The sequence below is a fragment of the Pseudodesulfovibrio aespoeensis Aspo-2 genome (genome assembly GCF_000176915.2).
Classification (GTDB): domain Bacteria; phylum Desulfobacterota; class Desulfovibrionia; order Desulfovibrionales; family Desulfovibrionaceae; genus Pseudodesulfovibrio; species Pseudodesulfovibrio aespoeensis.
The window spans coordinates 674,333-688,393 of sequence record NC_014844.1; the positions used below are offsets into that span (position 1 = coordinate 674,333).

The 14,061-nt window shown below is 56.2% G+C and carries 8 protein-coding genes; 2 read left to right on the forward strand and 6 right to left on the reverse strand.

Translation table 11 applies throughout. From position 1 onward, the window contains the following. Positions 1–41: 41 nt before the first annotated feature. Positions 42–389, reverse strand: coding sequence for a helix-turn-helix domain-containing protein (locus DAES_RS03085; RefSeq protein WP_013513569.1), 348 nt, complete (start codon positions 387–389; stop codon positions 42–44). 189 nt (positions 390–578) lie between these two features. Between DAES_RS03085 and DAES_RS03090 the strand changes: the two genes are divergently transcribed. Continuing rightward, positions 579–1,526 (forward strand): chymotrypsin family serine protease, encoded by a 948-nt coding sequence (locus tag DAES_RS03090; RefSeq protein WP_013513570.1) that lies wholly within the window; start codon positions 579–581, stop codon positions 1,524–1,526. Between the two features lie 216 nt (positions 1,527–1,742). On the opposite strand, the gene DAES_RS03095 is transcribed toward DAES_RS03090, so the two are convergent. From DAES_RS03095 to DAES_RS03105, 4 genes are all read right to left on the reverse strand, one after another. Continuing rightward, complete coding sequence (locus tag DAES_RS03095) at positions 1,743–2,078, reverse strand: hypothetical protein (protein ID WP_013513571.1); 336 nt, start codon at positions 2,076–2,078, stop codon at positions 1,743–1,745. Positions 2,079–2,093: 15 nt separating this feature from the next. Then, a complete protein-coding gene (locus tag DAES_RS03100) occupies positions 2,094–2,819 on the reverse strand; it encodes a DUF4198 domain-containing protein (protein WP_013513572.1) in 726 nt (241 codons plus the stop codon). Positions 2,820–3,398: 579 nt separating this feature from the next. Next, positions 3,399–3,755 carry a DUF7660 family protein gene (locus DAES_RS17525; RefSeq protein ID WP_157864796.1) on the reverse strand — a complete coding sequence of 119 codons (357 nt, stop codon included), beginning with the start codon at positions 3,753–3,755 and terminating at the stop codon, positions 3,399–3,401. 77 nt (positions 3,756–3,832) lie between these two features. Next, complete coding sequence (locus tag DAES_RS03105) at positions 3,833–5,455, reverse strand: peptide chain release factor 3 (protein ID WP_013513574.1); 1,623 nt, start codon at positions 5,453–5,455, stop codon at positions 3,833–3,835. A gap of 663 nt (positions 5,456–6,118) precedes the next feature. Here DAES_RS03105 and DAES_RS03110 point away from each other — a divergent pair. Beyond that, positions 6,119–8,119 (forward strand): sensor histidine kinase, encoded by a 2,001-nt coding sequence (locus DAES_RS03110; RefSeq protein WP_013513575.1) that lies wholly within the window; start codon positions 6,119–6,121, stop codon positions 8,117–8,119. Between the two features lie 381 nt (positions 8,120–8,500). Here DAES_RS03110 and DAES_RS03115 read toward each other — a convergent pair whose 3' ends face one another. Then, entirely contained in the window at positions 8,501–13,978 is a 5,478-nt protein-coding gene (locus DAES_RS03115) for a beta strand repeat-containing protein (RefSeq protein WP_157864797.1), read from the reverse strand. Positions 13,979–14,061: the final 83 nt, after the last annotated feature.

A 14,061-nucleotide genomic window follows, 5' to 3' on the forward strand; every position in this document is an offset into this window, starting at 1 on the left:
GTGGCGCCTGAACGGTGTATCGAAAGACACGACCCATCGTGTCATTCGGTCTTGCCTGCGTAGTGGATGAAGCGGCCCGGCGTGGTGCAGAAAACCTTTTTGAATTTCGCGCGGAATTGCTGCGGCTTGGCGATGCCAAGCTGCGACGCGATTTCCTCGACGGTGGCCCGCTCCATGCTGGCCATGAGGATGCGCGACCTGACCGCTTTCTCGAGGTCGATGTAGTTCGAGACCGAGAGGTCAAGATCCTCCTTGAAGCGCTTGGACAGGTAGCTTTTGTTGATCTTGAAGGTCTCGGCAATACTGTACCGGGTCAGCTGCGTCAGCTCCTCGGTAGTGCGCGACATGATGTACAGCGCGATTGTTTCCGACAGAGTCAGGTGTTTCATCGTGGCCACTACCCCTGGTATCATGTGTCTGTTGTCAACCAACTAACCTGTATCCGACCTACGAAGATAGTCCCATATCGTCGCCTCGCTGTCGACGATATGGGTCTTTTTTAACTTGTAATCGTTTACTATTTTCCCCTTGCACCGTGTCATGCCGGAGAGGCCCGGCAAACTAGCAAGGAGTAGGATATGAAACGCATGAGAATCGGAGAGATGGATTTCGAGGCCGTCAGGCTGTCACAGGAGGAGCTGGTCCGTGTGGATGCAGTGCATGCCGAGGCGGTAGAGCGGCTTCTGGACAGGAGGGTCAGGAATGTGGTGGGTGTGGGCCGCGCCCACAAGTGGGTCAATGGTCGGGCTCTGCCTGAGGCATGCATCCAGGTGCAGGTGGTGGAAAAGGTCGATGCCGACGAGTTGGCCGATGCGGACCTGATCCCGCTGATGATCGGCAACGTCAAGACCGACGTGGTGGCCGTGGGCGAGCTTGAATTCCACGCGCTGACAGCCAAGGTCAGGCCGCTGGAGTCCGGCTACAGCCTTGGCGCAACGCATCAGGGCAAGAAGTCGACAGGCACGCTGGGCGGGTTTGCCCAGAGCGTGTTGAGCGCGCAGCAGCACTATTTTGTCCTGAGCTGCAACCATGTCCTGGCAAAGTTAGGCGCGTTTCCCCTGGGTGTGGAAGTGACCCAGCCAGGCCCGAACGACGGGGGCGTTTCCGCTGACGCAGTGGGCCAGCTGTGGTCCTACTCGCCCATGTCCACCACGCAGGACAACCCGGTGGACGCTGCGCTGGCCACAGTGGAGGAGGACATGATCACTCCCGTCCGGCCCTATGTTCCTGGTTTTCTCCCAGCCAAGGACATCGTCATCGGCATGGCGGTCCTGAAGAATGGGCGCACCACGGAACTGACAACAGGCGTGGTGGTGGCGGACAAGGTCACCGTGGAAATCGGCGGCTATCGGATGGTGGATCAGGTTACTGCGACCTACGGCTGCGCCGGAGGCGATTCCGGCTCGCTCGTTCTTGTCCGGGACAACAACAAGGCTGTGGGCCTGCATTTTGCCGGAAGCTCTGTGGGGGGCTACATGAACACCATCGAAAACGTGCTGGCCGTGATGAAGGTCTCGCTGTACTGACAACCCCCAATGCCGGGAAGCCCAGCAGGCCGGTGCAGGGTCGGGGCTGATCCCTTTCATGAATGAAGCTGGCCGGAGGCCGCCGATTGCGCCTCGCCGGTTTTGACGCCCAATGTCGAGGGACCCCAGGCAATGCGCCTGGGGTCCCTTTTTGCGGATCGGTGAAACGATAAGGGGTGGGCCGTAGCTCACCCCGATGGTGCAGGTTGAAGGGCCCTATTCCACGATGTCCCTGCTGTCGATCTCGACCTGATGGCCGGGGCCGGCGTCGAAGATGACCGTGTAGGCGTCCTTGGGCTTGTCGAACGTGAACTCGCTGTTGTCGTCCATCTTGCCGCGGGCGACTGTGGCGTCGTCGGAATCGCGGACAAAGACGCGAACCCCGGCTGCGGACGAACCATCCGAGAAGCTGCCTTCGCAGGTGACGGTGTTGTCGCCGTTGTCCAGGCACGAGCAGATGGCGGCGTGCGCCAGGGCGCTGGCCGGAACCAGCACGGACACGGCAATGAACGCGGCAATGAACGCGGCTGGCAGGCGGTGGTGCTTGTTCATGGCTCCGCTTCCCGGCTATCTGGTGGTGAAGGTCAGGGAGAAGGCGAACCAGACGCGGCGGGTCTCGTCAAGACGGTGCTCGTATTTGCCGATGATGATCTGGTGGCCAGTGGGGCCGACCGTGACGTTGAACGGCTTTTGGGCTTCGAGTTTGCCCATTTCCGGGTGTTCGGCGGCGGCGTCGGATGTAACCGAAACCTGGGCTCCCTCGACAGGCATGGGCTTGCCTTCATAGTAGAGCATCACGGGCAGGGTGTCGCCCGGTTTGAGGGTGGTGGGGTCCTTGAGGGGAACGATTTCCGCGCGCTGGCCGATGGGCTTGGCCAGGAACGGCTGCCAGGCGATGATTTCCTTGGAGAGTTTCCAGGAACGGCCTTCGTCAATGATGGTGCCGCGCACCTCGCGCGGGTCAAGGAAGTTGCGCCAGCCGTCCTCTTCGGTGTTGTACCAGTACTTGTTGTCGAAATCGACGGTCAGCACGGCAAAATCGTCATTGAGCCAGGCAAAGGCCTCGCCCTTGTGCTCCACGGGCTCCAGTTCCACACCCCACTGGTTGGCCGTGATGCCGGTCATTTTTGTGATGCGGGAGAGGGGATAGGGATCGGTGCTGCCCGGATGCCCATACAAGAGCCACGCCTTGTCGCCCTTTTTTTGCAGCCACATGTCATGAGCCTGCGCCGAGGTGGCGGCAAACAAAATCAGCAGACTCATCAGCCCCAGAGCAATACGAAACACTTTCATGGCAACTCCTTCGTTGTGAATATGAAAATCATTTTCAGTGCAATGAGGCTGCTTTTACGGTGAAAATTCCGGGATTGTCAACCCCTGACAGGATCAAAGTAGGGCGTTTGCGTGCCACGGTTGCTCTGTGCCATGGCAGAGGAAGGGGGACGGCAACTCAAGATGCCATGTGACTGATGCGCCAGGGGCGGAGGCGTGATCTTTTCGGGCTGCTGTTGGGCGCGGTCCGCTCCTGGAGGTATTTCAGAAGAAGCTTTTGGGCCTGCTTGTCGAGCTTGTCCAATTCCTTTTCCGCAGCTGCGTCGAACTCAATCCGCCAAGTCAAGGCACTGAGTGCAGGGGGATGCCAGGGGTGGTGGGGGTGTGTACCACCTTTCGTGGACGTGACATGTCTGCTTTTTTCTAGGGCCGACCCTTTGCTGTGGCAAGTTGACCAACGTGGTCGAATCAGGCCTTCCTGGACGGCATCGTAAAAGGCAAGGAAACGGAAACCGAAGAAGCGCGTAACTCATTCCGCCAGGGGCGGCGGTGTCAGGTGAATGCTATCACTATACAATCTGAATATAATATCTGTACATCCTATTCGTATATCGTTGCAGCTCGTAGTATCCTCGCAAAAGTCCTCCACATGGGTTCATTTTTAATGTCAATTTTTAAATTACTATACAACCCGCCCATGTCATTTATCCAAGCAGACATAGCTTCTAAGTAGTCTTCCAGTGTTGTATTTCCCCAATTGCACTCTCTACTAGCAACCTCTAATTCCAATTGTTTTATAAAAACGACTAGATCTTCACGTGTTTCTACCTCTTCCAGGATCATTTCAGCCCACCCTCCTCTGACTTTTATGGTAAGTCCGTCTGTAACAGTTGAAAACTTATCAGGTAACTCAGCTGCGATCTCTTTCTCCGTTGCCTTCTGGATTTTAATAGGCACATTCCCGGCCTTTTCCTGAGCAAAAAGACACAATCACCTACAGTATCCATCGCTGGCAAAAATCATGTCCGTGGACCTTAACTCAAGACACATTCGCGAGTGTCGATAAACTTGATATCGGACCAATCTTCCGTCGTTTTCGTAAGCTGCCAATCACTGTTGAAAAGCATTGCCATGCAGTCGTCGGCATCTTTGACGATTGCTTGTTGGTTTTGTTCAGCTATCCGTTTCAGAGCCTTTATATCTCCGGTGAGCCAGCGTACCCTCTGGTAGGGTAGCTGTCCGTATGTGACATGGACATTGTACTCGTCAGCAAGTCTGGCGGCGATGATTTCAAACTGAAGCACGCCTATGGCCCCTAGAATGTAATCGCGCCCGGTAACTGGTCGAAAATACTGGATTGCACCTTCTTCTGTTAGTTGAGTGAGTCCCTTTTCCAGTTGCTTGGCTTTAAATGGATCTCTAAGGATTATGCGCCGAAAGAACTCTGGAGCGAAGTGGGGAATACCGGGAAAGACAAGAGGCTCATCGCTATACAGGGTATCACCGACACGGATAGACCCGTGGTTGGGCAGACCGATAATGTCACCGGGCCATGCCTCTTCTACTCCAGAACGATTCTTGGCCATGAAAAAGATGGCATTGGCCGCCTTGAAATGCTTGCCGAGGCGTTGGTTCTGCAGCTTCATGCCGCGGTTGAACTGCCCTGAACAGATACGCACAAAGGCGATCCTGTCCCGGTGCGCCGGATCCATGTTGGCCTGAACCTTGAATACGATGCCGGAAAAGTTCTCCTCAAGGGGAGACACTTCCCGCGTCGTGGCCGCACGGGCTTTGGGCGCCGGGGCCAGGGAGGTAAAGCCTTCGAGCAATTCTCGCACGCCAAAGTTGTTTATGGCGCTGCCAAAAAAAACGGGCGTCTGCTGGCCGGCCAAGTAGCGCTTGTGATCGAAAGGAAACCCGGCTCCGTCGAGCAGTTCTATTTCGTTGCGAAGATCTGCGGCGGCCTCACCCAAATGCTTATCCAAGGCAGGGTCGTCAAGGCCGAACACCGTGACCGTATCCTGAGGCCGAACGTTCTTGTTTCCGTCGGATCGGAAGAAGCGGATCAAGCCCTCTTGGATATCATAGACGCCTTGGAACGACTTCCCCATGCCTATCGGCCAGGAGAGTGGAGAGCACTCGATGCCCAAGTGCTGTTCGATCTCGTCTATGAGCTCCAGCGGCGCTCGGCCTTCGCGATCCAGCTTGTTGATGAAAGTGATGATGGGCGTATTGCGCATCCTGCATACATCCATCAGCTTTTTCGTTTGCGTCTCCACTCCTTTGGCACTGTCTATGACCATGAGCGCAGAGTCGACGGCCGTGAGGACGCGGTATGTATCCTCGGAAAAATCATGGTGCCCCGGGGTGTCCAATAGATTCATCGAGAACCCATTGAACTCGAAGTTCATCACAGAGGAAGTGACAGAAATTCCACGCTGGCGTTCAATCTCCATCCAATCGGAAGTCGTATGTTTAGTGGTCTTTTTGGCTTTAACCGCTCCCGCAAGATTGATCGCCCCGCCAAAAAGCAGGAGCTTTTCCGTCAGTGTCGTTTTACCCGCATCGGGGTGGCTGATAATTGCGAAAGTGCGACGTCGCTGCACCTCTCGCCGAATATGTGGTGCAGTCGGGATGTTGTTCACGGTGCCTGTCAATGCGTATCCTTTTTCTGGTAGTGCTGTGCAGCTTTTGGAGAGCGACGGTGTTGTTGCATCTTCACGATGTTCGAGGCGGAGTCGTGAGCACGCGTGTCGTCTTGATCAAGAGTGCTGTTGCTTTTTTACGCACAGGGAATAGGAGCGCTTTTAAAAAGTGTGTGCTCTTTGATGCGTAACACAAACTATATATTATAATTTGATTTGCCGCGAGAGTCAATCTTTAGGTGACACCAGAACATTCTGGACATTCAGACCTTTACGGGTTGAAGTACACTGAGGCCTGCTCCCTGTTGGCCCGGGATTGGCTGTCGGGCATGTCATGAGCAGAGGGTGTGAACGATGGGGCGATCAACTGAGTGTATGCCAGAAAGCCGCCTGTCGCAGTTGATTGATATTGCAGGGATTATGGGGTGCATTTGCTGGCATGTCAAACCGTGAAATCAAAAGTGAACGTCAAAATTCATGAGTTTTGTTCACTTGGATAGCCACGACCCAACTCAGAGGGATTCTCTCAGTCCATAAGAACCGAATCTGTCCATAACACACCGATAAGTTCAATTTAATTACGAGAGCTTATTGAAAAGTCACGGTGTCCTTTGTATGATCGCTCAACCATTGTCCGAGCAAAGACAGGCCGTCTTCCCCAACAAGGCATCATGAATGAACCGCTTCGAGCCGAACTTTCGCGCCGGAATCCGTCCGACAGCTGCCTTCTTGGCCATGGTCGCGCTGCTCGTCCTGTCCGGTTGCATGTTTTCGACGCACTCCACTCCCCAGGCGAAGAGCGGGGTCCTCAACCTACAGACCCATGATCCAGCCGCAAACGGGCCGGCTCCCCTCGACGGGCAATGGGAATTCTATTGGGACCGCCTCCTGAGCCCAAACGACTTCGCGCCGAACGGCGAAGCTCTCGATACGGCTCATTATCTGGCCTTTCCGGGCACCTGGAAGGGCTTCCACCTTGACGGCGAAACCCTGGGCGGCACTGGTCAAGCCACCTTCCGCCTGCGGCTCAAGCTCTGGCCGGATGCCCGACGGCTGGTGCTGCGTCTGTTTGACATCACCATGGCCTACAAACTGTGGGCCGACGGCAAACTTGTCGCGCAAAGCGGCACGGTGGGCACGGACGCGGACACGGAAATCCCCCGCCGTTCGCTGGTGCTGGTTGAGATTGAACCCAGGGGAAATGACATGGAGCTGGTGCTTCAGGTCTCCAACCATCATTTTCGCGAAGGCGGCGTACCCGAAAGCATTGAGATCGCGCCACCCGGCCCGCTGGAAAAAGATCTCGCCCGACAGTGGGCCATATCCTTCCTCTTCGCGGGGTGTCTCCTGATAGTGGCCGTGTACCATCTCTTCCTGTTCCACAAAAACCGGAAGCTGCAAGCAGCCTTCTACTTCGGAATCTACTGCCTGTTCATGTTCGGCTACTGCACCACTTCGAATACCTCGTTGTGGGCCGCGAACCTGTTTCTTCCGCCGCTTCCGCCAGCTCTCGCGGAATATTTCCCACTGTTCTGCTACCTTGCCCTGGGACCCTTTCTTTACCGATTCTTCAAGTCCCTCTACCCGGAGGAAATACACAAGGCGGTCCGGTACATTGTCGATATCCGCCTCGCAATCTTCGTCATTCTTCTCCCCTTTGCCCCGGACTACCGAATCTCCCAATACATTGCCCTCGCCATGCTGGCGAGCGCACTCTACGGCATCTACTACGTCCAGCGGCTCATGATCTGCGTGCGGCGGGGGCACAACGGCGCCGGACTGCTGCTCACGGGCTCCCTGGTCTTTCTGCTCACCAGCCTGAACGATACCCTGGCCCACGCCAAGATCATCAATAGCCTGTATCTCCTCGAACCGGGCATGTTCTTTCTTGTGAGCACCCAGTCACTGACTCTGGCCAAACGGTTCACCCATGCAATGGAAGCCGAGGAAAAGCTCTCGGGCGAACTGGAACGCAAGAATGCCTCCCTGCTGGCGGAAATCGAAGAACGGAACCGGCTGGAGTGTGAAGTTGTCAACATCAGCGAAGAGGAACGCCGTCGTTTCAGCTCCGAGTTGCACGATGGCCTGTGCCAGCAACTCATCGGAGCGCGGCTGCACGCATCCATCCTGACCGATCAGCTTTCAGGCACCAAAGAAGGCGAGGCCATGGCCAGCCTGACAGCACTACTCGAAGCATCCACCAATGATGCCTACCGCACCTCGCGCGGGCTCTGGCCTGTGGAGCACGATCCTGCGACCCCCGGCCCCTCGCTGGAGGAGTTGGCGCGCACAATCGCCAAGGACACCGGCATTACCGTGACCTTTGAAAAAGACTGCCATTGCGTCCAGTGCACCAACCCCAATGTAACCACCCTCTACCGCATCGCCCAGGAGGCATTGTCCAACGCGGTCAAACACGCCTGTGCGAGCACGATCCGCATCGAACTGCGCTGCTTCGCCCAAGGCGAAATCACCCTCAGCGTCCGCGACGACGGCATCGGTCGGGAGGCGGCTGCGCGGCAAACATCCTCCAAAGGCGGACTGGGACTCCGCATCATGGCCCACCGCGCGGCCATCATCCACGCGGATCTGCAGATCAAGGACGACTCGAACCACGGCACGGTGGTCACCTGCATCGCCCCTTGCACTGTGGCTGCAACGATCAAACGAAAATGAAAAAAACGGCACCCCAAGGCACTCTCTGATTCTTCCGCAGTCCGCACGCTGCGTATCAACGCCTTCACGCCTTGCGAGAATGGGGCGGACAAGAATGAGAGTGGCGCCATGCCAATTCCCCATCATCCCCAAATCAAGCGTCCATCCAACTGTTTTCACATGTATGTCATTGAAATATCCTGCGAAAAAAAGGCTTAGAAGGGAGATCTTCTAAGCCTTTGATATGTGTGGCAAAGTTGGAGGGTCTCGACAAAACCGCAGGACAGCGGATTTTGACCTCGCCCCAAGGCGCGACTCCGGAGGGGCGAGGGACAACAAGCGCGAACTAACTACGTCATTTGCACAACACCAACATACAAGACCACTCCACCTTGCGTACTGTTAAGGGCGAGGAGGAACAGCCCCGCCATTTTGCATATTCTTCATGGAAATCGGCGGAACGACACCTGTTGCCGGAGCCATTCCAGGCGTTGTCGCTGCGCCAGCAGAGGATTGGTCATACACGGGAACCGTGCTGACGCCCTCATTCACTGCTGCCGGACCGGAGTTGGTGTCGGCACTCAAAAGACCGGTATCCTTCTCTGTTTTACGTTCAACACCACCTTCGGCATTGATATCCGCACCGGAGGCGGCCTCGATGTCTGTGTTGACCAGTGTCGTCTTCCCATCGGAAGTGATATTCACCGCTCCACCAGCATTGATGGTCGCACCCTGATTCTGGGTACTCGTTCCACCACCTATGCCAACGAAAGCACTCGAGGAGGTATCCTGATCCTCTTCTGTTGATTTGAAAACTCCCTTTTCTACATTCCATTCGCCTGATGTCGAAGGCTTGGCGCCGGTTGTGCCGATCGAAAGACCGGTGTCAATCATCTTGGCTGCCGTGGAGGTCGGCGGGGTAACGGCCTTGGCCGGGTTGGAGGCCGGAGGTGTTGCTGCCTTGGCCGGTGTTGCCGCCTTGGCCGGTGTGCCGGTCTTGGTCGGCTTGTCGGTTTTCTTGTCTGAGGAAGCAGCAATCGTTATGCCGAAGCTGGATTCTGTATTCTTCGTGGTGGTAATGTTCACGTCACCTTTGGTTTCGATATCAACATCTCCTGCGGTCGACATATTGGTACCCACAAGATTCACATCGCCGCCAGAAGCGTTGATCGTAATTCCCTCAGCCCCGGCAGAGATGCTGCCAGCCTGCTGGACCGTCTGGTTCTTCTTTCTGAACTGAATACCGGCTGCAACAGATTCCTTTGTTTCAGTGGTAGGAGCAGTTGCATCCGTCGCCTGCGTGTTTGTCGGGACAACCGGTGTCGTTGGGGCTTGCTGATTCGCTGTGCCTGCGCCAGCAGCCTGCTTATCCTTGAGCTGTTGCATTACGGTGCCATGATTATCCTGCCAGGTCGCCAGATCCTTGTTGCTCTGCGCGCTTCCGTCAGAGCCTTGCGTACCACCGGTTCCAGTCTTGGCAGCAGGTGCCTTGGGTGTCGTTTTCGGGGTTTTATCCGTCTTTGAAGCCGATGCGGAAAGCGCGACGCCTACTGCTGTGGATTCGGAGGTACTTTCTGCCGCATTAAAGTTCACAGCGCCACCGGCGTTGATGCTGGCTTTCTTCTCTGCGCTCAGCGCAGTGCCTTCAAGGTTGACATCCTTGCCGCTTGTTATGGCGAGGTTGCCGCCAGAGGAGAGGCTTCCGGCCTCGGCTGTGGATTCCTTGGCTTTGCTGTAGCCCACCTCGGCAGTTACATTGACGGATTTGCCATCGGTGGTTCCCTGGGCGTTTGAGGTTTTTGACGTTCCGAATCCCGCGCCTGCACGAACACTTGTGGATTTGCTCTCGGATGTGCTGTGGGCCGCGTCGAAGTTGACACCTTCCGTGCCGCTGATGGTTGCGTCACCGCCAGCCGCCATATTGGTGCCTTCCAGGGTGACGGCTTTGCCTGCTGTCAAATTCAGCGTGCCACCGGTTGCGATGCTGCCGGCAGTGGCGGTGTCGGAAGAGGCGGTGTCCTTGATGTAACCACCGGCAACCTTGGCATCCATGTTCGACTTGCTCGATCCGCCACCGGCGGCATCCCCGACGTGGAGGCTTGCGCTGGCGTCATACGAAGTTGTGCTGGAGCTTGCTGTGTCGCGGGCTGCATCGAATGTGATGCTGCCGCCGGCCTCAATGCCAGTGTCGCCAGTGGCGGCAAGGTTGGTGCCTTCGAGGCGGGTGTCACCTTGTGTCTTGATGGTGATATTGCCGCCGGAGGTGATGCCACCGGCAACGGCGGTGGAGGCGCTTTCACTGGTGTCGGTTTTGCTCGTGCCGCCGGAAGCGCTCGCCTCAAAGCCCTTGCCTGAGCCTCGCGTGAGCCCTGCACTGGCGGCCCCATTGACGTTACTGACGGACGAGGATGAGGTCTCGGTGTTCTCCGCTGCCTTGAAATCCAGGGAACTCGCTTCAAGCGTTACCCCTTGGCCACCGCTGAGCTGCGTCCCTTCCAGGGTGGTCTTCCCGGAGGTCTTGCTCGTGATCTTTCCACCGGCCTTGATGGTGGAAACAACGGCGTTGCTGGAGGCAGACGAACTGTCGTTGGCATCTCTGCTGTAGCTGACCTTGATGCCTGCGCCAACGTTGGCCGTGCCTTCTGCGCCAGCGCCAGCTTCTGCCTTGGGCTGGCCGTTCAGGTCCATCCCTGCGCTGGCTCCTGCGCGGGCATTGGCGCCCGCATCGGCCTTGGCGTATACGCCTGCCTTGGCCACATCGGACGTGCTTGAGCTTGTCTTGTAGCTGGTGTTGGCTGCGGCCTGGCTGTCATATGTCTTGGCCGTCTGGCTGAAATCGCCGCCTGCTTCGATGGCAGTCCCGACATCGGTGATGCCATCCTCTGCGGTGCGGGTAATGGACCCGGAGCCGGAGGTGATGGAAGACACCCGTGCGGTGGTGCTCCCTTCAGTGTCAGTGGTTGAGGAACTCTTTTTTTGTACTCCAACAGACAATTCGGCCTTGACATTTGCCGAAGCGCTCGCTCCTGCGGTGACACCGAGTCCGGCATTGGCTGCGGCGGAGCCTTGCGCCTTGGCGCTTGCCTTGCCGTCAACATACAGGCCGGCGCTTGTCGAGGTCGTCTCAGAGGTGCTCGTGTGGCTATCCTCGGCGGCCAGGAAATACATGTCTTTTGCCGTGATATCCACACCGGTCTCTCCGCTCAGGTCAGAGCCCTGCACGACGAGATTCTTTTTGGAATTGATAGTGAGATTCCCGCCGCTGGCGAGCGTTGTTCCCTTGTTGGTAATATCGACCGTCTCGTCCGTCGTTGTCTTGGTGCGGAGAAGGTCGATACTCGTGCTGGATTTCGCGTTGGCGGTTGCCGTCGCGCTGGCACCGGCGCTGGCACTTCCGGTATTGGCCTCTGCGTTGTATCCAGCCGTTGCCTCGGCATCAGCCGAATTGGTCGTGCTCGCGTAGAGACCAACCTTGGTCGTGGTGGTTTTGCTGGAAGTGACATGTGTATCTTGTGCAGCAAGGATCTCCACGTTTTCGCCGGAGAGATTGGCATCCCCCCCGGCTGTGACCTCTGCGCCCCGCAGCACGACATCTTTCTTGCCCGTGATGGTGAGGTTTTTTCCGGCATTGAGCCGAGAAGCCACGGCAGTGGTCGAACTGTCGAGGGTATCCGTAGTCGTGGTTTTCATCAAATCGATACCACCGGCATCATGGGTGGCTGATGCCTCGGCGCTCGCCTCGACTTTTCCCGAAGTCTCGGCAGAGGAATCCGTTGATGAGGATTTTGTATTGCCCTCCCCTTTGGATAAGGTAAGGACACTGGTCGTTTCAGTGCGTGTCGTCGTGCTCTCCGTATCGCGAGCTTCGAGGATACTCACATCCGTCGCGGCAATGGTGATATCGCCTTTGGACTCCAGCGTGGCTCCCTCAAGCGTGACCGTCTTGTCGGCAGACAGGTTCACGTTGTTGCCGGTCGATATGGTCGAACCAATGGCCGTGGTCTGCTGGTGTTCCGTGGTTTTCTTTTTCTTACCCCACAGGCCGCCGCCGACAAAAAGACCTGATTTGCTGGAGGTGGAGACTTCTTGCGCACTGTCTTCGCGGGCCAGGATATTGATATCATTCCCGGCGTTCAAATCCGCGTTGCCACCGGCACTGACGGCGGACCCGGCCAGCGTGATATCCTTCTTGGCTGTAACCGTCAGATTGCCGCCGCTGGAAAGGGTGGAACCGATCTGCTTCGTTGTGCTGGTGGTGGTATCCGTGTGTTTGGTATGCGTTTGAGATATTGTCGTATTTTCGATGGTATCCAGAACCACGTCGTTGCCCGCGGTCAGGCTGGCGTCGCCCCCGGCAGCGATATTCGCCCCCAGGTTTGTAATGTCCTTGGCTGCGTCGAGTTGCAGGTCGTTTTTGGCAACTATGCCCGCCTTTTTGCCTATGGTCGTGGTGGTAGACGTTTCGTCTCCGGTGGTCTCGGCCAGAGTCTTGTTGATGATGCTGCCGCCGGTGGAGGTCAGGGCCACGTCACCGCCTGAAATGGTCCCGCTGATGTTGGTGATATCACCCTGCGTGGTGACGTTCAGCGTGTTGGAGGCTGAAATGGTGCCGCCCGTGTTGGTCAGCGAGGTCAGGTTGAGATTGGCATTCGTTGCGGAGATGTTCGCCCCATCGTTCGCGGCGAACATCTGTTTGGTGGAAGCCGCCAGATAGACCACCGGCGCAAGAACTTTCTGGCCATCGACAACGGTCTCCACCATCCAGAGCATGTCTTCCTTGAGCACAGATTGCTGATACGTACTCAGCTTGATTCCTATCTTCAGGCCGAGCGTCCCGGCCTGATTGGCAGCGCTGTCCATGAGGCCTTGCATCTGCTCTTTTTCGTTGGAATATTCTGGAAGGAGATTGCCCCCTGTCTTGGTGGCCAACTGTTGACCCACGAGATATGTCTCATAGCCCGCATCGCCCAGACGCTTGATCACGTCATCGGAGTTGAACTTATATTTTGCAAGAAGATATTCACTGCCCAGGAAGTTGTCGATATTGGCATACAGAGGGTTGGACTCCACCAGATAGCCAGCGTTTGGATCCTTGTTGGTGACGAACATGCCATTGGGGTTGGTGGGCAGGTTCAGCGTCAGGCCGGGAAAAGTCGATCCTGTAGCCGTTCGAGCGACAGGTGAGGCGGTGTATGGCGAACCGTTGTTCGTCAGTGCAAAGCCACTCATGGAGAGGGTGTTTGCCCGGATGTAAGATTTTCGTACAGTCTTGGTGCCTTCCGGGCCATAGACGAGATCGCCGATAATCGATTCTCTTAGTTCGTCGCTTTGGTACGTGTCTCTCCTATCCCTGGAATATGTTTTTGTTTCAACCATCAGATCGCTATTGTCGAATGTGGAATGTTGATTCCCAGATATAATTACCGTGTTGCCGGAAATGGAACTTCCTAAATTGAGACCGGAATCGAACCCCTGAATGGTGACTGTTCCCCCGCTTCCGCCAGTGATATTCGGTGTGTAATCAGGAGTGTGCAAAAACGCATAAGTCTCTGTCCATGTGATCACAAAGTCGTAATCGGCACACTTATATATGCCCCCGCACAAATGATTGCCACTATAATTAACCAATTCCTCTTTCTGATCTGTCACCACCAAATTCTTGTCGCCAGTCTTGATCTTATTCTGAAAGTTGGTCGCAGTGATGTTAATATCATGCCCAGCATCAATTTTGCTGTAATTGATGAAGTTCCTGGCGTTAATGGTAAGATCATGGCCGGAACCAATCGTGCCAAGAGGATTTTCCGGCGTCGCTTCATTAATCAGCCCACCAGTTGATGAAAGGAAGAGGTCATTCCCGGCGTACAATGCACCTGCGTTCACCTGTAAAGTCCCCTTTCATAGGGCCAGTTAACGGTAGAGACTCCCGACAGTTTTCGGGGGGGTTGCCCAGAGGGCAGGGGGTA